Here is a 16,424-nt window from a genome sequence, read left to right as displayed (position 1 = left end):
CGCGAGCCCACAGGCCTGCCCGGGCCGGCACAGGCGGCCAGCAGCGCGGCGGCGCTGCCCAGCAGGGCGCGCCGGCGCAGGCTCAACGCGCGGCCTTCCAGGCCTCGGCCGCCTTCATCATGGCCTCGACGTGGCCATCGGCGCTGAGCTTGGCGTGCACCGCGGCAATGCGGCCCGGCGGCACGATGAAGTAGGAGATGCGGTCCGCCGTGTCGGGCATCATCAGCAGCTTGGCGTCATAGGCCTTCATGACCTTGGCGCCCGCATCCGCCGCGACGGCGAACTGCTTGCGGCAGGCCTCCACGCTGAAGCGCTTGAGGGTGGCGATGTCGTCATTGGAGATGCCGATCACCGTCACGCCCAAGGCCTGGAACTTGGGCGTGGCCTCGGCAAACTGGTGCGCCTCCACCGTGCAGCCGCTGGTGAAGGCTTTGGGATAGAAGTACAGCACCACCGGCCCCTTCTTGAGCGCCTCGGCCAGCTGGAAGCGGTAGGGCTCGCCGGCCAGTGCGGCATCGGCGCTGAAGTCGGGCGCGGCGTCGCCCGGCTTGAGGGCGGCGTGAGCAGGCAGCACGGCGGCCAGGCCCAGCATGGCCGTCAGCAGGAAGGAAGCAGAAGCACGCATGGCCATCCTTGAGGCATCAAAGGTCTGCATCATGCCCATGACACAAGCCCAGTGCCAGGCCTCGGCTATTCGGCGATCACGCCAGCGCCCGCAGCCACCCCTCCTGCACCCACTGCTGCAGGCAGCCCACCAGCCGCGCGGGAGCCTCGGCCTCGCCCCACTGCCCGGCGGCGAGCTCGCCCAGGCGGGTCCAGTCGGCGCCCTCGAACACGGCAGCGACCAGCGCGCCCTCCTCGGCCTCCAGCGAACGCCAGCGCGTCTCCAGCTGCGGGCGCCAGGCCAGCAGCCGGTGATCCAGGGGCTCGGGGGCGGGCAGCTCGGGCTCGTCCGCCACCTCACCGGCGTCGCGCTGCTGCGCGTGGCGGGCCAGTGCGGCCCAGGCGGGCTCCACGGCCCAGGCCAGCGCCAGGCAGCAGGCGCTCGCGCGGGGCTGCAGGCGCAGGGCTGGCCAGTCCTGCGGGGCCAGATGCTGCAGGGACTCGAAGGCCAACGCCTCGTCCTCGGCCGCATCGAAGACTCCGCGCAGAGCCCAGTCCATGCGGGCGACGTCAACGAAGGCGGGGTGGGCGAGCGCCGCCTCGGTGGCCATGAAGTCGGCCAGGGCGTCGCCGTACCAGCGGATGGAGGCGAAGGCGGAGGGCCGGGCCTGCACATAGGCGGCGGCCAGGGCGTCGAAGTCCTCGTCGCCCATCACCTGGGCCAGCACGGGGTAGTTGTCGCGCAGGGCCTCGATGAGCCGGGCGCGGTAGGCATGGCGGTAGACGGCCAGGCCGCGGAGCGAGGCCGCGTCGAGCAGGCCGGCGGGATCGCCAGGGTTCTCGTCCATCAGCAGCGCCTGCATCTGGCGCTGGCTTGCGAGCAGGACCGCGCTCATGCGGCCTCCTGCCAGCCCGCCAGCACGCGGCGGGACAGCTGCCGCGCCAGGTCCAGCTCCTGCAGCAGCTCGGGCAGGGGCGGGATGTGGTCGTCGCGCTCGATCATGGTGGGCACGGGCCCCATGCGGTGCAGGGTGTAGGCATAGAGCTGCCAGACGGCATCGCAGACGGGGTGGTCGTGGGTGTCGATCAGCAGCTCGCCCTGGTCCTCGTGGCCGGCCAGGTGGATCTGGCGCACGCGCTCGGCAGGCATGGCGTCGATGAAGGCCCGCGCATCGAAGCCATGGTTGCGGCTGGAGACGTAGACGTTATTCACGTCCAGCAGCAGCATCGCGCCGCTACGCTTCAGCAGCGCGGCGATGAAGTCGGCCTCGCCCATCTCGTCCTGGGCATAGCGCACATAGCTGGAGACGTTCTCCAGCACCAGGGGCCGGCCCAGCAACTCCTGGACCTCGTCGATGCGCGGCAGCAGGTGGTCCAGCGTGGCCTCGGTGTAGGGCAGGGGCAGGAGGTCGTGAAGGCGGCGATGGTCCACGCCGCCCCAGCAGAGGTGGTCGGAGACCCAGCCCGGCTCGATGCGGTCGGCCAGAGCACGCAGCTCGCGCAGGTAGGCGCGGTCCAGCGGATCGCTGCTGCCGATGGACAGGGACACGCCGTGCATCACCACGGGATAGTCGCGGCGCAGGCGTTCCAGGTGGTGCAGCGGCTTGCCGCCCGGCACCAGGTAGTTCTCGGAGATGATCTCCAGCCACTGGGGCCGCAGCGCGGGGTCCAGGGACTCGCCCAGGGCCTGGTAGTGCTCGACGCGCAGCCCCAGGCCGAAGCCTTCGATGGGTCGTGGATCCATGGGGTGGGGTGGGGTGGGGAGGACAGGGTCGATGGCCGCTCAGGACAGCAAGCAGCGCACCGACCCCGTCAGTGCGGACGAGGGATTACTTCTGGACGGTGCCGCCGGCCTTCTTGCACTCGGCTTCGGTCTTCTTGACCCAGCCCTGGCCCTTGCAGCTGTTGTGGCCCTTGCATTCGTTCTTGGCCGTCTTGCACTCGGAGCTGCCCTTGCAGCTGTTGACGCCCGAGCACTTCACCATGCCATCGTCGGCAGGCGTGGCGGCCTGGGCAGGCAAGGTGGCGGCGGCGAACAGGGCGGCGGCAGCGGCGGCGACGGACAGGCCAGTCTTGAGGCTATGTTGCATGTGATTCTCCTGAGTTGCTCTGTTGAGATGGGTAGGAGACCCGGCGCGGCGGCCGGGGCCGTTCGCGTTGGATCTGCGGGTCTGTCGCGCTCGGCACCGGGAACTTACACCGTCGGCGTCAAAAAAGATGTAACAGGACGACCCCACTGCGACCGGCCGCGGCCGTCGTGCCGCGAGCCGCGCTGCAGGAGGCCCGGACGGCCTAAAGTAGCGGCACGCTTCCGGAGAACGCGATGCTGAAGACCGAAAGCCCGCCGCCCCAGGCCCCCGCGCTGGACCAGTGCCCGTTGCCGCAGCTGCTGGCGTGGCTGGTCGATGACCAGCAGCAGGCCCTGGCCGCTGTGCAGTCGGCGCGACCGCAGCTGCTGGCCGCGGTGGAGGCCGCCCTGCCCCGCCTGCGCCGCGGCGGGCGCCTGGTCTATGTGGGTGCAGGCACCTCGGGCCGTCTGGGCGTGCTGGATGGCGTGGAGCTGACGCCCACCTTCAGCTGGCCGCGCGAGCGGGCCCTGGGCCTGATGGCCGGCGGTGCCGCAGCCATGTTCGAGGCCCGGGAAGGTGCCGAGGACGACGAGGCTGCCGGCCGCGACGAGCTGCAGGCCCTGACCCCCACGGCAGACGACGTCGTGATCGCCCTGGCCGCCTCGGGCAGCACGCCCTATGTGCTGGGTGCCGTGGCCGCCGCCCGCGAGGCCGGCGCCCTGAGCCTGGGCCTGGCCAACAACGCCGGCACGCCTCTGCTGCGCCAGGCGGATATCGGCATCCTGCTGGACACCGGCCCCGAGCTGATCGCCGGCAGCACACGGCTCAAGGCCGGCACGGCGCAGAAAATCGCGCTGAACACGCTTTCCAGCGCCCTGATGGTGGGCCTGCACCGCGTGCACGGCTGCTGGATGGTGGACATGCGGGCCAGCAACGCCAAGCTGCGCCGCCGCGCTCTGTCCCTGGCCCAGCGCCTGGGCCAGGCCACGCCGGAGGCCGCGCAGGCGGCGCTGCAGGCCTGTGATGGCGAGCTCAAGCCGGCCTTGCTGATGCTGCGCGCCGGGCTGGAGCCCGAGGCGGCGCGCGCCCTGCTGCAGCGCTGCGAAGGGCATCTGCGCCAGGCGCTGGCCGCATCAGGGATTCAGGACGAGGAGGAAGGGGCCACTGGCAAGACCTGACCCCACCGCTCAACGCCTCTGGCGTCGCTGCTGCCGCGCCACGCCGCCCATCAGCAGCAGGCCGCTCAGCGCCATGGCCAGCGATGCGGGCTCCGGCACAGCCTTCAGCGCCTGCGGCACATAGACCGAGCCGGCCAGGTCCGCGTCGCTGATGCCGAAGACGTAGAAGTTGCTGGGGCCGGCGGTCTCGGGCAGGAAGTCGTTGTCATTGGCCACCCACAGCGTGTGCAGCAGCTGGCCCTTCCAGACCACGTCCTCGCCCCAGCTGAGGCCCTCGATCTTGGCGGGCACAGTCTCGGCGCTGATGCCGACGCCTGCACGGATCAGGGTCGAGGCCACATCCAGGAAGAGGCTCTTCTTGACGGCGAAGCTGCGCAGGTCGCCCTTCTTGCCGCTGATGTCGGCGGCACCGGACAGGTCGATCTTGAACAGCTTCTTGGTCTTGGCGGCGCTGCCGTCGCCCAGGCCCGCGCCGTCGCGCTCGTCCAGGATGAACTCGTGGTCGTTGAGGGCCAGGATCTCGCTGACGCCGCTGCCGTCGGTCAGCTGGTAGGCGTACTGACGGGTGAGGCCGCTGGCCACGTCGATGGTGACGATGCGGATGACCTTGTTGCCGTCCTGCAGCAGCGGGGCCTGCATGACGCCGACCAGGGTCTTGCCGTCAGGCGTCAGGGCCAGGCCCTCCATGCCCTTGTTGGCCACGCGGCCGCTGGTGTTGACGGGCTTGTCTTCGGCGGCCGTGGTGGTGCCCAGCACCTTCACGCCCAGCTCGGTCGGCAGGGCGTAGCTGCGCAGACGCTGGCCGGTGGCGCGGTCAAACTGGTAGACGTAGGGGCCGTATTCATCGGTGATGAAGACGCTCCTGCCATCGTTGGAGACGCGCGCGCCTTCGGGGTCCAGGCGGGCATTGTCAGGGTTCAGCGAGGACCTGGCCGGGTCGAATCCGTCGGAGCGGCCGGTGAAGAACTGGCGCGTGGCGGTGTTCTGCGCCGGAGCGCCGCCGGGCAGACCGAAGGCCACGCCCGAGCCATAGGCCAGCGGCGTGGCGCTGGACAGCAGGGTGGTGGAGCGCAGCGTGGGTGTCAACGTGAAGGGCAAGGCACCGCCGGCCGCCAGCTTCAGGTCCATCTGCACGGTATGGAAGCGGCTGATGTAGGACGCCGTGTTGTCCACCCCCGGCTTGTAGACCGTGGCATTGGGGCCGCGGTCCGGCAGGGCGATGAAGGTGTTGCCGCCGGCCCAGGCCAGGGCAGAGCCCATGCCGCCCAGCAGGTCAGCGGGCAGGCCGTTCTCCAGGGTGCCGGCAAGGCCGGACTTGTCATGCAGGCCCGAGATCGAGCCGATGGCCAGCAGTGGTGCGGTGTTCGCAAGGGCAGGCAGGGCCAGGCACAGGCTCAGGCACTGGGCCAGGACGCGGGGGGACGGGATGGGCAGGGGGCGGGACATGGCGGTACTCCAGGCAGGACCAGCCCGGCATCTTTGTGAAGCCCGGTGACAGCGCAGTGAAGCGCCCTGCCGGCCGCCCCCCATGTTCGCGGGGCAGGGTCAACCCGCCCCAGCTCGAGGGCTCAACCCCCGAACACCTTCTTCAGCAAGGCCGAGCCCGTGCCGACGGGGTCGCGGCGGATCTGCTTCTCTTCCTCGCCGATCATGAAGAAGAGCCCATCCAGCGCGCGGCGGGTGACGTAGTGCTGAATGTTGGCGTCGTCCTGCCTCACCAGGCCCAGGCCCGCGGCCTTGCCGGCCACGGCGTTGTATTTGTCGGCCAGGGACTGCTTCTCGGTCGCTCGGGTGACGATGGGCAGGAAGCGCTCGGTCAAGGGCGCGCGGGTCTTGCCGGCGAAGAACTGGGTGACGGAGTCGTCACCGCCCTTCACGATCTTCAGCGCATCTTCCACGCTCATGTTCCTGGCGGCATTGACCAGCAGCAGGCGCGCCTCGGGCACGGCGGCCTCGGCTGCACGGTTCATGGCGGTCAGCAGCTCGTCGAGCTTGTGGCCCTGGCCGGTGGCCTTGAGCAGGCGGACCGCGCCCTTGAGCGAGTCCGGCAGTTCGATGCGCACGCGGTCGTCCCCCAGGAAGCCGTCCCGACGACCCAACTGGGCCACGGCGGCCTGCGCGCCGCGCTCCAGAGCGGCGCGAATGCCGCTGGCGGCCTCGCTCTCGCCGAGGGCCCAGGCGGGCAGGGTCAGGGCCAGGGGCGAGGTGATCAGGACAGTGCGGCGGTTCAGCATGGGGCGGCTCCTTCGGTGCAGGGGGCTCATGCTACTGCGGGCGGGCGGCTCTCGCCGGTCGGGGTCAGGTCTTGCCACCGCGCAGCTTGAGCAGCTCCTGCGTCAACCAGGCCTTGCTCTGGACCGGCGCGGCCGCGGCGCAGCGCACAAGGTAGGGCTTGCCGCTCATGCTGCTGGTACTGGCGGCCTGCTGGATGAAGTCCTCGCTGCGCTTGGGCGGTGCGTCGTGCGACTCCAGGTAGTCCAGCTTCTTGAGCAGATGGCCGCGGGCCTCGGCGGCGCTGTACCAGCTGCCGTTGCGATTGAATTCGCAGCCGGAGTCCTGCAGGCGCTGCAGCAGGCCCTGGATCTCGGTGCGCACCTCCGGCGCGGTGGGTGCTGCCTGGGCGCTGCCAAGGCCCAGGAGAAGCAGCAGTGGGAAGGCGATCTTCATGGCGTCATCATCGCGCATGGCAGCCCGTACTCAGGAGAGTCGCCCACGAAAGGCCTTTCGGCGCTGCTCACGGCGGGACTTGCGCTCGAAGACATCGCAGGCGTCGCAGCAGTCGCAGGTATCGCCCAGGTCACAGGCATCACAACCACCCGCACCGGGCAGGTCGCAGCCGCCGCAGTCGCAGTCACCGCGCTGCAGGCCCGGCGGGCGACGCTGCGGATGCACCTGCGCATGCACCGCCGCACAGCGCGCCAGGCGCTCGCGCAGCAGCCACAGCCCCGTCCAGCTGCCCTTCCAGCGGATGGCGCGCAATCCCAGGCCCGAGCAGCCCGCGCCGCCGCAATGCAGGCGATAGGCGCAGCCATGGCCCTTGCGCGGAGAGAGATGGCGCTGGTAGAGCCGGATCAAGGCCAGCAGCAGTGTGCGCATGCGCTCAGGCCGCCACCGCGCCCAGCCGCTTGCTCATCGTCGCGCGGCGGTAGAACGTGCCGGGCCACTGCACATGGTTGGCCGGCTCGGCCGTGACAAGTGCCAGCTCGCCACAGCCCTGGCCGCCGGCCACGCGCCGGGCGGCGGTGGCCTCGCGCTGATCGACCGCGGTGCAGTGGAGGCCCAGGGTGCCCAGGCGGGCATAGGCGCGGTGCAGCAGCGCGGTCAGGGCGGCCATGGAGTCACGAGACTGAAGCGGGCGGATCTGCAGCATGGCGGTGGTTCAGCCTGGCATCAACGTTGGACGGTGGCCAGGCGCAGGGCCAGGCCGGCGAAGACGAGGGCGGCGCAGCGGTTGAGCCCGCGCTGCAGGCCCGGCGAGCGGCGCAGGCGCTCGCCCAGCAGGCCCGCGGCCCAGGCAATGCTGCCGAAGGTGATCAGGGTCGCGACGATGAACACCGCGCCCAGCACCGCCAGCTGCATGGCCACCGGGCCGCGCTCCGCGGCCACGAACTGCGGCAGCAGGGCGAAGAAGAAGAGCAGCACCTTTGGATTGCTGAGGTTCATCACGATGCCGCGACGATACAGGGCCGCCAGCGGCTGGGCCGGGGCCTGCGAGCTGCCGGGCAGGTCCGCGGCTGGCGCATGCCAGGCGCCCCAGGCCAGGTAGAGCAGGTAGGCCGCGCCGGCCGCCTTCATCAGCGTGAAGGCCAGGGGCGAGGCCGCCAGCAGCGCCGCCAGGCCCAGGGCCACGGCCGTGGTGTGCACGACGATGCCCGTGCACAGTCCCAGCACCACCACCAGGCCGGCCCGCCGGCCCTGGGTGGCCGACTGCATCAGCACGAAGAGGTTGTCCGGTCCGGGCGTGAAGCCCAGGACGAGGGCGGTCGCCAGGAAGGCCAGCAAGGTGTCAAGGGAAGGCATGGTCGGCCGGGTTCAGGTGGGGAGCCCGGCATCATCGCACCCTGCCTGACCGGGATGGCGCATGGGCTGGAAGGCCAGGCCGTGGACCTGCTGCACCGGCCCCTCGGCGACGAAGCCGAAGTGCTCGTAGACCGCCATTGCCGGCAGCGAGGCATTGACGGTGAAGGGGCCGCGGTGCCCGGCCGCGGCGGCCCCCTCCTGCATGGCCTGCCAAAGCCGGCGCGACAGGCCCTGCCCCTGCCAGGCCGGCGCCACGAAGAGGTGGAAGAGATGGCCCTTGTCACGGCTGGCAATGAAGCCGGCCAGGGCACCGTCCTGCGCCTCCAGCAGCCAGAAGCGGTAGCGCGGATCGGCCAGGTAGCCCGCCTCGGCGGTCTCGGACACAGAGGTGCGGAAGGGCTCGGTGCCCGCGCCGTCAGGCGAGAGGAAGAAGGCCGGGGCGAGCTGGGCGATGAGGGCGCTGATCGCGGTCGCATCCTCCGCCCGGCCCTCGCGGAGCTGCAGGGTGTTCATGCGCCCAGCTTGCCAGAGTACGCCCTGCAGGCCGCATGCCGGGGGTCATGTCTTGCCGCAAAAAATGAAGGGCGGCCGAAGCAGCCCTTGCATCGCCCCAGGCCCGGCTTTACCAGACCTTGCAGCGCTCCGCCGCCGGCTTGACCATGGCCTGGCCCGGCTTGCAGGCAAAGGCCTTCTCGAACTCGGGCATGTTCACCGCCACGCCGTTGATGCGGTAGCGGCCCGGCGAATGCGGGTCGGTGGCGGCATGCACGCGGGCGGCCTCGGGACGGGTGTCGCTGCAGTCCCACTGGGCGAAGCCCACGAAGAAGCGCTGCTCCGGCGTCAGGCCGTCCACCGCGGGCAGTCGCTTGCCTGCGATCTGCGTCTGCCAGGCGGCCCAGGCCAGGACCAGGCCTCCGAGGTCGGCCAGGTCTTCACCCAGGGTCAGCTTGCTGTTGATCTTGATGTCATCGATCACCTTGTACTGGGCGTACTGCCTGGAGACGCAGGCCGCGCGCTGCTCGAAGGCCTTGGCGTCCTTCTTCGTCCACCAGTCCTTGAGATTGCCCTTGGCATCGAACTGGCGGCCTTCGTCGTCGAAGCCGTGTACCAGCTCGTGGCCGATGGTGCCGCCGGTGTTGCCGTAGTTGGGCGCATCGTCCAGCTTCGCGTCATACAGCGGGGGCTGCAGCACGCCTGCGGGGAAGTTGATGTCGTTCATCTGGGCGTTGTAGTAGGCGTTCACCGTCTGCGGCGTCATGCCCCATTCGCCGCGGTCCAGGGGCTGGCCGATCTTGCCCAGGTCGCGGCGGCGCTCGAAGGCCTGGCCGCGCATCACATTACCCACGAAGTCCTCGCGCTGCACCGCAAAGCGGCTGTAGTCGCGCCAGCGGTCGGGGTAGCCGACCTTGTTGACGATGCTGTGCAGCTTCTCCAGGGCACGCTTTTTGGTGTCCTCGCTCATCCAGGGCAGGGCCTGGATGGATTTGCCCATCTCGACCTCGATCTGCTCCGTCATGCGGATGGTGGCGGCCTTCAGCTCGGGGCTGAAGTTGCGGGCCACGAACTCCTGGCCCAAGGCCTCACCCAACTGGCCATCGACCAGGGTCACGCACTTCTTCCAGCGGGCCTGCTGCTTGGGCACGCCGTGCAGGGTCTTGGAGAAGAACTCGAAGTTCTCGTTGACGAAGTCCGGGCCCAGGTAGGGTGCCATGCTGCTGGCCAGCTGCCAGCGCAGCATCGTGCGGATGTCAGCCACCGGCAGACGCTTCCATTGCTGGCCAAGGGCCTTGTAGAAAGCCGGCTCGGTGACGTTGAACTCCTGCTGCGGGGCCAGGTCTTGCGCGCTCTGGTAGGCGGCGAAGTCGAAATCGGGGATCAGGGCCTGCAGCTGCTTGCCTGTGTAGCGGTGGAAGCTCTTGTACGGGTCGCGCTTCTCGACCACGCTCAGCGATGCCCGTGCCAGCGCCGTCTCCACGGCCAGCACCAGGCGCGCGTTGGCCGCGGCCTGGGGCTTGGCGTCGCCCATCAGTTCGAAGATGCGGGCCACGTGGGCCTGGAACTTGGCGCGCAGCTCGCGGCTCTTGGCATCGGTCTTCAGGTAGTAGTCGCGCTCGGGCAGGCTCAGGCCGCCGGTGGCCGCGAAGGCGATCTGGCGGGTGCTGTCCGCAAAGTCCTGGCCCGATCCGAAACTGAAGAAGAAGCGGCCGTTGTGGGTGTTCTGGTGCAGGGCGGCGAGCACGAAGGGCAGCTCGCCCTTGTCCTTCAGGCCTTCGATGCGGCCCAGCAGCGGCTTGAGCGCGGCCAGGCCGTTCTTCGCGACGGCGGCCTCGTCCATGCAGGCCGCGAAATAGTCACCGATCTTGGCCTGCGAATCGCTGCGGGTCTCGCCAGGGGCGGCCGGCTGGGCCAGCTTTTCCAGGATGCCCCACAGGTAGCGCTGGTTGTCATTGGCCGCCTTGGCGTAGACGGACCAGCGGGCCTGGTCGTCCGGGATGGGGTTGTTCTTGTTCCAGCCGCCGCAGGCGTACTGGTACAGGTCCTCGCAGGGATCCACCGTACGGTCCATGGCCGAGAGGTCCAGGCTGGGCGTGTAGGGCAGGCTCTGCAGGGCCTGTTCGGCGGGCTTGGACTCCTGGGCTTGAGCCAGAGTGGCCATGGCCAGGGCGGCGCCGAGGGCGCTCAGGCGCCAGGCTTTCATGCGGGCAGTCTTCATGGTGAGGCAAGCGTGTCTTCGTGAAGGCCCGGATTGTGGTGCCAGGACCGGCTCCATGCCGCTCGTCAGGCCCCCATCGGAGATCGGGCTTTTCCCCAATGCGCAAGCTGCAACAATGCGGGCCGATGAGTGCCCTTCGCTTCACCCGCTCCCTGCCCCTGCTGGCCAGCCTGCTGCTGGCCGCCTGCGCCACCGGCCCGCGCGGCCTGCAGATCGACGACAGCTACCAATCCCTCAACCAGGACAGCCGCGCCCAGCTGCTCATCCTGCACTACACCGTGGGCAACTTCGACAGCGCGCTCAAGACCCTCACCCAGCCCAACCCCGGCGGCGGCGAGGTCTCGGCTCATTACCTGGTGCGCGATGAGCCGGTGCGCACCTACCGGCTGGTGGACGAGTCCCGACGCGCCTGGCATGCGGGCATGAGCCGCTGGAAGAGCTGGGGCAACCTCAATGCGGCCTCCATCGGCATCGAGATCGTCAACCCCGGCCGCGTGGACACGCCCGACGGACCGCGCTACGTGCCCTTCCCCCAGGCCCAGGTCGATGAGGTGGTCCGCCTGTGCCAGGACATCGCTGCCCGCCACCGCATCCGCCCCGACCGCATCCTGGGTCACAGCGATGTGCAGCCGCTCAGCAAGCAGGACCCCGGCCCTGCCTTCCCCTGGAAGCAGCTGTGGGCCGCCGGCCTCATCCCCTGGCCCGACGAGGCCCTGGCGGACGCGCTGCGCCCGCAGTACGAGCAGGCCCTGCCCGACGCCACCTGGTTCCAGCAGAAGCTGGCCCAGCACGGCTTCGGCCTCACGCAGAGTGGGCTCTGGGACGCCGAGACCCGCAAGGTGCTGGCCGCTTTCCAGATGAAGTACCGCCCGGCCCGCTACGACGGCGAGGCCGACGCCGAGACCGCCGCCCTGCTGGACGTCATCACCCGCCGCGATGGCTTTCGCATGAAGGACGGCAGCCTGCCGCGCTGACACCCGCCCATGCTCAACGCCCTGCTGCGCCGCCTGCTGACCCTGCTGCCCACGCTGCTGGGCGTGAGCCTGGTCGCCTTCGGCCTGATCCGCCTGGTGCCCGGCGATCCGGTCGAGGTGATGATGGGCGAGCGCGCCCTGGACGCCGCCACGCATGCGCAGCTGCTGCACCAGCTGGGGCTGGACGCTCCCTGGCCCGTGCAGTACGGCCGCTACCTGCTGCAGCTGCTGCAGGGCGACCTCGGCCGCAGCCTGGTCAGCCACGAGCCGGTGGCGCAGGAGTTCCTCGCCCTCTTCCCCGCCACCGTGGAGCTGGCCGCGGCAGCCCTGCTGCTGGCCCTGGTGCTGGGCCTGGGCCTCGGGCTGGCGGCCAGCCTCAAGCGCGGCTCCTGGCTGGACCAGGGCGTGATGGGCCTGGCCACGCTGGGCTACTCCATGCCGGTGTTCTGGTGGGGCCTGATCCTCATCATGACCTTCTCGGTGGGCCTGGCCTGGACACCGGTGACGGGGCGCATCGCCATCGAGTACGACGTCGCCCGCGTGACCGGCTTCATGCTGGTCGATGCCGCCCTGCACCCCGAGCCCGGCGCCTGGCGCTCGGCCCTGCTGCACCTGCTGCTGCCGGCCCTGGTGCTGGGCACCTCCAGCACGGCGGTCATCGCGCGCATGACGCGCTCCAGCATGCTGGAGGTGCTGCAGGAGGACTACATCCGCACCGCCCGCGCCAAGGGCCTCTCGACGGCCCGCGTGGTGCTGGGCCATGCCCTGCGCAATGCCCTGGTGCCGGTGCTGACGGTGGTGGGCCTGCAGACCGGCAGCCTGCTGGCCGGCGCGGTGCTGACCGAAACCATCTTCTCCTGGCCCGGCGTGGGCAAGTGGCTGATCGACGCCATCGCCCGGCGCGACTACCCCGTGGTGCAGGCGGGCATCCTGATCTCCGCCCTGACCTTCATGGCGGTGAACCTAGCGGTGGACCTGCTCTATGGCGTCGTCAACCCGCGGATGCGCTCGCGCTGAAACCGCCATGGCCCCCCCACCCGATAAGCAAGACCTGACCCCGCGGTCACCGCGGGGCCGCAGCCCCCTGGGCGCGGCCTGGGACCGTTTTGCCGCCCAGCGCGGGGCCCTGGCCGCGCTCGTGGTGTTCGGCCTGGTGGCTCTGGCGGCCCTGCTGGCGCCCTGGCTGTCGCCGCATGACCCGCTGCACCAATACCGCGAGCAGCTGCTGCAGCCGCCGCTGTGGATGGACGGCGGCACGGCGCGCTTCCCGCTGGGCACCGACGAGCTGGGCCGCGACCTGCTCTCGCGCCTGCTGCACGGCGCGCGGGTCTCCCTGGGCCTGGGCCTGGCCTCGGTGGTGCTGGCCCTGGTGCCGGGCATCGTGCTGGGCCTGCTGGCGGCCTTCCACGAGCGCTGGCTCTCGCCCCTGGTGATGCGCAGCATGGACGTGCTGCTGGCCCTGCCGGGCCTGCTGCTGGCCATCTGCGTGATCACCATCCTGGGACCGGGGCTGACGAACACCGTGATCGCCATCGCCATCGGCGCCCTGCCGGGCAGCACGCGGCTGGCGCGGGCCGCCGCCCTGGCCGAGAAGTCCCGCGACTACGTGCAGGCGGCCCGCGCCGCCGGGGCCTCGTCCTGGCACCTGATGTTCCGCACCGTGCTGCCCAACTGTGCGGCGCCGCTGATCGTGCAGGCCACGCTGGCCTTCTCCTCGGCCATCCTGGAGGCGGCGGGCCTGGGCTTCCTGGGCCTGGGCGTGCAGGCACCCACGCCCGAGTGGGGCGGCATGCTGGCCACCGCGCGCGACGCCCTGCAGCGTGCGCCCTGGGTGCTGAGCCTGCCGGGCCTGGCCATCCTGCTGACCGTGCTGAGCGTCAACCTCGTCGGCGACGGCCTGCGAGACGCGCTGGACCCCAAGCTGCGACGCGGCTGAGCCCGGCCTCCTGCCTCGGCGCATGCACGAGGTGACGAAGGCGCCGACTTCGGTCAAGATGGCCGCGCCTTCCCCTGCATGACCTCGCCATGACGCAGTTCGCCTTCCTCAGCCACACGAGTTTCATGAAGCAGCCGCCTGCCGCGCCAGGCAGTCGGCCCTTCGGCCTGGCCGGCATCGCCTGGGACGGCTGCGTGAGCAACCGCCCCGGCGCGCGCTTCGGCCCCCGCGCCATCCGCGAGGCCAGCCACATGCTGTGCGACGGCATCCACCCCTTCTTCGACACCACGCCGGACGGCCATCTCCAGGATCACGGCGACCTGCCCCTGCCCAACACCAGCCTGGAGGGCATGCGCGCCGCCATGATGCCGCTGATCAGCCCACTCATCGCGCAGCATCACATGGTCTGGCTGGGCGGGGACCACAGCATCACCCTGCCCCTGCTGCGGGCCTACCGCGCCCATCTCGGCCGGCCCCTGGCCTGCCTGCACTTCGACGCCCACTGCGATACCTGGGAAGACCACTTCGGCGAGCCCAGCGGCCATGGCACCTGGGTCTACGAGGCCCTGCAGGAGGGCCTGGTGATGCCGCAGGGCATGGTGCAGCTGGGCATCCGCTCGGCGGGCCTGCGCGAGGCGCGCGAGTATGTACGGGACCAGGGCGGCCTAATCCACGACGCCCGCAGCCTGCGCGGCCTGGAAAGCCCGGCCCAGCTGGCCGGCGTGCTGGGCGGGATCCGCGAGCGCATGGCGGCCCTGGGTCACCCGCCCATCTACCTCAGCCTGGACATCGACTGCCTGGACCCCGCCTTCGCCCCCGGCACCGGCACGCCCGAACCCGGCGGCATGAGCAGCAATCAAGTGCTGAGCATTCTGGAAGAGCTGGCCGACCTGCCCTGGGTGGGCATGGACTGCGTGGAGGTGGCGCCGCCCTACGACCACGCCGAGCTGACCAGCTACGCCGCCGCGCAGTTCGTCTGGACTTACCTCTGTGGGCGCCTGGCTCAGGCCGCGCGCTGAAGGCCCGCTGGGGCTTCGTAGCGGCGCGACTCGCCGTCCATCGGCACCCACAGGCGATCGCCCAGGAAGGCGGCGCACTGGCGCACCTCCTCACGGCGCACCGGGCAGTGGTCCAGGGCTTCGAGGTGGTTGACTACCAGCTGCCCGTCATGCAGCCTCGCCGCCTCGGCCAGTTCGGTCGTGTCCATCAGGATCTCGCCGCCCAGGTCGAAGCGGGCTCCGCCAGCTGGGAGGATGGCAATGACGGGCTTCAGCGCGGCCAGGCAGTGGCGCACGGGCTCATGCAGCACGGTGTCGCCTGCCACATACACGCTGGGTTCGCCCGGCATCTCGATCAGGTAGCCCGCTCCATGGGCCATCAGCCGCCCCACCCAGCCACGGCCATGCAGGCAGGGGACGGGCGTGACGAAGCCGCCCAGGAAGGGCTGGCGCTGCCAACCCGCCAGCGACTGCGCCTGCAGGCCGCGGGCACTGAGCCAGGCAGCATCGTCGGGCATGCAAAGCACGGGCAGCTCACGCTCGCGCAGGAAGCGCCGGCCGGCGCGATCCAGATGGTCGAAGTGGCCCTTCTGGCAATGCGTGATCAGGGCATGGGTGCTGCGCTCCAGCGCCGGCCCTGCGGCGGCCGGCAGCGGCACCAGCGGATTGCGCCGCCGCTTGCCGCCCAGGTAGCGCAGGCTGGGCAGGGCACCGGCCTCGGCCAGCATGGGGTCGACCAGCAGGGCGACGTCTTGGCCGCCGGCGCGGAACTCCAGCAGCACGGTGGCATTGCGGATCTGGGTGATGTGCATGGCTGGGCTCGCGCGGGGCGCCGTGAGTGGTCGTTGGCTGGATTGTTCAAAATGGGCCCCGGGGCCCACAATGGCGCAATTCGCCAATTTCCTACCGATTCAAGCCACGCCATGCCCAGCCCGCCGCTGCACCTGGGGCTGCTGCTCTTCGAGGGCTGCATGCCCGCCGGCCTCTTTGCCGCCGCGGACCTGGCCCGGGCGGCCAACCTGCGCGCGGGCCGCGAGGCCTTCCGCCTGCAGTGGGTCAGCCTGGACGGGCGTCCCGTCAAGACTTGGCAGGGCCCCACGCTGGCCGCCGACGCCGCCCTGGCCGACGCCCGCTGCGAGGCCTGGCTGCTGCCCGGCCTATGGACCGACTCGCCGCAGTCCCTGGCGCGCCAACTGGCCACGCTCGCCCCCCTGGTGCAGGCCCTGGGACAGCTGCCCAGGCGGCATGCGCTGTGGAGCTACTGCGCGGGCGTCGCCCTGTTGGCGGCGGCCGGGCAGCTGGATGGTCGAGATGCCACGGCCACCTGGTGGCTCAGGCCCGGCCTGGGCGCCCGCTTTCCCAAGGTGCACTGGCGCTTCGATGAGCTGCTGGTGTCCAGCGGACCGGTGCGCACCGCCGCCGGGCCGCACGGATACCTGCCCCTGATGCTGCAGGCCCTGGCCGACCGCCTGGACCCCGCAGCGCTGCGAGACATCGAAGCCGTGCTGATGCTGCCGCGCCCGCAGCAATGGCCGGCGGTCTTTCGTCCCGTTGAGCTGATGGGGCAGTCCGACGAGGCCCTGCGCCGCCTGATCGTCTTCGCGCAGCGGCAACCGGCGCAGACGCTGTCGCTGGCAGCGGCGGCCCAGGCGCTCGGGCTGTCGGTGCGCAGCCTCAGCCGCTGGCTGCCGGCGCAGACCGGCCTGGCCGCCGGCCAGTGGCTGCGCCTGGTCAAGCTGCGTCAGGCGGCGGAGCGGCTGTGCGAGTCCGCCCTGCCCGTGAAGACGGTGGCCGAGCAGCTGGGCTACGGCAGCGAGGCCGGCCTGCACCGCAGCTTCCAGGCCCTGCTGGCCTGCACGCCGGGTGAGTTCCGCCGGCGCCACGCACGCCTGCCTTCGCCCACGGGCGCGCGGCCATGAGCGCGGCCGGCCTG

The 16,424-nt window shown here is 70.8% G+C and carries 19 protein-coding genes; 6 read left to right on the top strand and 13 right to left on the bottom strand.

Annotation, left to right across the window (positions count from 1 at the left end):
* Positions 1-82: 82 nt before the first annotated feature.
* The 4 genes from H5407_RS01605 to H5407_RS01590 form a co-directional block, all read right to left on the bottom strand.
* Positions 83-625: a peroxiredoxin gene (locus tag H5407_RS01605; protein ID WP_183102651.1), complete on the bottom strand. Its 543-nt coding sequence runs from the start codon at positions 623-625 to the stop codon at positions 83-85.
* 76 nt (positions 626-701) lie between these two features.
* Positions 702-1,499, bottom strand: a complete 798-nt coding sequence (locus H5407_RS01600; protein WP_183102650.1) for a DNA-binding domain-containing protein — start codon at positions 1,497-1,499, stop codon at positions 702-704.
* On the bottom strand, positions 1,496-2,347 hold the full coding sequence (locus tag H5407_RS01595; protein ID WP_183102649.1) for a DUF692 domain-containing protein: 852 nt from the start codon (positions 2,345-2,347) through the stop codon (positions 1,496-1,498). Before H5407_RS01595 ends, H5407_RS01600 begins: the two co-directional genes overlap by 4 nt.
* 85 nt (positions 2,348-2,432) lie before the next feature.
* Entirely contained in the window at positions 2,433-2,693 is a 261-nt protein-coding gene (locus tag H5407_RS01590; protein ID WP_183102648.1) for a hypothetical protein, read from the bottom strand.
* Positions 2,694-2,926: 233 nt separating this feature from the next.
* On the opposite strand from H5407_RS01590, the gene H5407_RS01585 reads away from it, so the two are divergent.
* Complete coding sequence (locus H5407_RS01585) at positions 2,927-3,850, top strand: N-acetylmuramic acid 6-phosphate etherase (protein ID WP_183102647.1); 924 nt, start codon at positions 2,927-2,929, stop codon at positions 3,848-3,850.
* 9 nt (positions 3,851-3,859) lie between these two features.
* Here H5407_RS01585 and H5407_RS01580 read toward each other — a convergent pair whose 3' ends face one another.
* The 8 genes from H5407_RS01580 to H5407_RS01545 all read right to left on the bottom strand — a co-directional run bounded on the left by H5407_RS01580 (position 3,860) and on the right by H5407_RS01545 (position 10,568).
* On the bottom strand, positions 3,860-5,296 hold the full coding sequence (locus tag H5407_RS01580; protein WP_183102646.1) for an esterase-like activity of phytase family protein: 1,437 nt from the start codon (positions 5,294-5,296) through the stop codon (positions 3,860-3,862).
* A 122-nt stretch (positions 5,297-5,418) separates the two neighbouring features.
* A complete protein-coding gene (locus H5407_RS01575; protein WP_183102645.1) occupies positions 5,419-6,084 on the bottom strand; it encodes a DUF4197 domain-containing protein in 666 nt (221 codons plus the stop codon).
* Between the two features lie 64 nt (positions 6,085-6,148).
* Complete coding sequence (locus H5407_RS01570; RefSeq protein ID WP_183102644.1) at positions 6,149-6,517, bottom strand: DUF5329 domain-containing protein; 369 nt, start codon at positions 6,515-6,517, stop codon at positions 6,149-6,151.
* A 30-nt stretch (positions 6,518-6,547) separates the two neighbouring features.
* Complete coding sequence (gene yidD, locus H5407_RS01565) at positions 6,548-6,946, bottom strand: membrane protein insertion efficiency factor YidD (RefSeq protein ID WP_183102643.1); 399 nt, start codon at positions 6,944-6,946, stop codon at positions 6,548-6,550.
* A 4-nt stretch (positions 6,947-6,950) separates the two neighbouring features.
* A complete protein-coding gene (locus tag H5407_RS24605; protein WP_183102642.1) occupies positions 6,951-7,220 on the bottom strand; it encodes a hypothetical protein in 270 nt (89 codons plus the stop codon).
* Between the two features lie 20 nt (positions 7,221-7,240).
* Positions 7,241-7,870, bottom strand: coding sequence for a LysE family translocator (locus H5407_RS01555; RefSeq protein ID WP_183102641.1), 630 nt, complete (start codon positions 7,868-7,870; stop codon positions 7,241-7,243).
* A gap of 12 nt (positions 7,871-7,882) precedes the next feature.
* Positions 7,883-8,383, bottom strand: coding sequence for a GNAT family N-acetyltransferase (locus H5407_RS01550; RefSeq protein WP_183102640.1), 501 nt, complete (start codon positions 8,381-8,383; stop codon positions 7,883-7,885).
* 109 nt (positions 8,384-8,492) lie between these two features.
* Positions 8,493-10,568 carry a M13 family metallopeptidase gene (locus tag H5407_RS01545; protein ID WP_255501004.1) on the bottom strand — a complete coding sequence of 692 codons (2,076 nt, stop codon included), beginning with the start codon at positions 10,566-10,568 and terminating at the stop codon, positions 8,493-8,495.
* A gap of 140 nt (positions 10,569-10,708) precedes the next feature.
* Here H5407_RS01545 and H5407_RS01540 point away from each other — a divergent pair, with 140 nt between their 5' ends.
* The 4 genes from H5407_RS01540 to speB all read left to right on the top strand — a co-directional run bounded on the left by H5407_RS01540 (position 10,709) and on the right by speB (position 14,512).
* The gene (locus tag H5407_RS01540; RefSeq protein WP_183102638.1) at positions 10,709-11,557 is read left to right on the top strand and encodes an N-acetylmuramoyl-L-alanine amidase; all 849 of its coding nucleotides are present in this window, start codon (positions 10,709-10,711) and stop codon (positions 11,555-11,557) included.
* A 9-nt stretch (positions 11,558-11,566) separates the two neighbouring features.
* Entirely contained in the window at positions 11,567-12,574 is a 1,008-nt protein-coding gene (locus tag H5407_RS01535; protein ID WP_183102637.1) for an ABC transporter permease subunit, read from the top strand.
* A 7-nt stretch (positions 12,575-12,581) separates the two neighbouring features.
* Complete coding sequence (locus H5407_RS01530) at positions 12,582-13,493, top strand: ABC transporter permease (protein ID WP_183102636.1); 912 nt, start codon at positions 12,582-12,584, stop codon at positions 13,491-13,493.
* Between the two features lie 89 nt (positions 13,494-13,582).
* Positions 13,583-14,512 carry an agmatinase gene (gene speB / locus H5407_RS01525; RefSeq protein ID WP_183102635.1) on the top strand — a complete coding sequence of 310 codons (930 nt, stop codon included), beginning with the start codon at positions 13,583-13,585 and terminating at the stop codon, positions 14,510-14,512.
* Here speB and H5407_RS01520 read toward each other — a convergent pair.
* Positions 14,497-15,303 carry an MBL fold metallo-hydrolase gene (locus tag H5407_RS01520; protein ID WP_183102634.1) on the bottom strand — a complete coding sequence of 269 codons (807 nt, stop codon included), beginning with the start codon at positions 15,301-15,303 and terminating at the stop codon, positions 14,497-14,499. The two genes, speB and H5407_RS01520, sit on opposite strands and share 16 nt — an antisense overlap.
* A 111-nt stretch (positions 15,304-15,414) precedes the next feature.
* On the opposite strand from H5407_RS01520, the gene H5407_RS01515 reads away from it, so the two are divergent.
* Positions 15,415-16,410 carry a helix-turn-helix domain-containing protein gene (locus H5407_RS01515; RefSeq protein ID WP_183102633.1) on the top strand — a complete coding sequence of 332 codons (996 nt, stop codon included), beginning with the start codon at positions 15,415-15,417 and terminating at the stop codon, positions 16,408-16,410.
* Positions 16,411-16,424 lie beyond the last annotated feature (14 nt).

The organism is Mitsuaria sp. WAJ17, from assembly GCF_014174515.1.
GTDB lineage: Bacteria > Pseudomonadota > Gammaproteobacteria > Burkholderiales > Burkholderiaceae_C > Roseateles_B.
The sequence above is the reverse complement of the archived record's forward strand: the minus strand, read 5'-3'. Positions and strand labels throughout refer to the sequence as shown.

Bases quoted from the DNA above. Each gene is read 5' to 3' on its own strand.
- H5407_RS01605 (WP_183102651.1), bottom strand. From the start codon at position 625: ATGCGTGCTTCTGCTTCCTTCCTGCTGACGGCCATGCTGGGCCTGGCC.
- H5407_RS01600 (WP_183102650.1), bottom strand. From the start codon at position 1,499: ATGAGCGCGGTCCTGCTCGCAAGCCAGCGCCAGATGCAGGCGCTGCTG.
- H5407_RS01595 (WP_183102649.1), bottom strand. From the start codon at position 2,347: ATGGATCCACGACCCATCGAAGGCTTCGGCCTGGGGCTGCGCGTCGAG.
- H5407_RS01590 (WP_183102648.1), bottom strand. From the start codon at position 2,693: ATGCAACATAGCCTCAAGACTGGCCTGTCCGTCGCCGCCGCTGCCGCC.
- H5407_RS01585 (WP_183102647.1), top strand. From the start codon at position 2,927: ATGCTGAAGACCGAAAGCCCGCCGCCCCAGGCCCCCGCGCTGGACCAG.
- H5407_RS01580 (WP_183102646.1), bottom strand. From the start codon at position 5,296: ATGTCCCGCCCCCTGCCCATCCCGTCCCCCCGCGTCCTGGCCCAGTGC.
- H5407_RS01575 (WP_183102645.1), bottom strand. From the start codon at position 6,084: ATGCTGAACCGCCGCACTGTCCTGATCACCTCGCCCCTGGCCCTGACC.
- H5407_RS01570 (WP_183102644.1), bottom strand. From the start codon at position 6,517: ATGAAGATCGCCTTCCCACTGCTGCTTCTCCTGGGCCTTGGCAGCGCC.
- yidD (WP_183102643.1), bottom strand. From the start codon at position 6,946: ATGCGCACACTGCTGCTGGCCTTGATCCGGCTCTACCAGCGCCATCTC.
- H5407_RS24605 (WP_183102642.1), bottom strand. From the start codon at position 7,220: ATGCTGCAGATCCGCCCGCTTCAGTCTCGTGACTCCATGGCCGCCCTG.
- H5407_RS01555 (WP_183102641.1), bottom strand. From the start codon at position 7,870: ATGCCTTCCCTTGACACCTTGCTGGCCTTCCTGGCGACCGCCCTCGTC.
- H5407_RS01550 (WP_183102640.1), bottom strand. From the start codon at position 8,383: ATGAACACCCTGCAGCTCCGCGAGGGCCGGGCGGAGGATGCGACCGCG.
- H5407_RS01545 (WP_255501004.1), bottom strand. From the start codon at position 10,568: ATGAAAGCCTGGCGCCTGAGCGCCCTCGGCGCCGCCCTGGCCATGGCC.
- H5407_RS01540 (WP_183102638.1), top strand. From the start codon at position 10,709: ATGAGTGCCCTTCGCTTCACCCGCTCCCTGCCCCTGCTGGCCAGCCTG.
- H5407_RS01535 (WP_183102637.1), top strand. From the start codon at position 11,567: ATGCTCAACGCCCTGCTGCGCCGCCTGCTGACCCTGCTGCCCACGCTG.
- H5407_RS01530 (WP_183102636.1), top strand. From the start codon at position 12,582: ATGGCCCCCCCACCCGATAAGCAAGACCTGACCCCGCGGTCACCGCGG.
- speB (WP_183102635.1), top strand. From the start codon at position 13,583: ATGACGCAGTTCGCCTTCCTCAGCCACACGAGTTTCATGAAGCAGCCG.
- H5407_RS01520 (WP_183102634.1), bottom strand. From the start codon at position 15,303: ATGCACATCACCCAGATCCGCAATGCCACCGTGCTGCTGGAGTTCCGC.
- H5407_RS01515 (WP_183102633.1), top strand. From the start codon at position 15,415: ATGCCCAGCCCGCCGCTGCACCTGGGGCTGCTGCTCTTCGAGGGCTGC.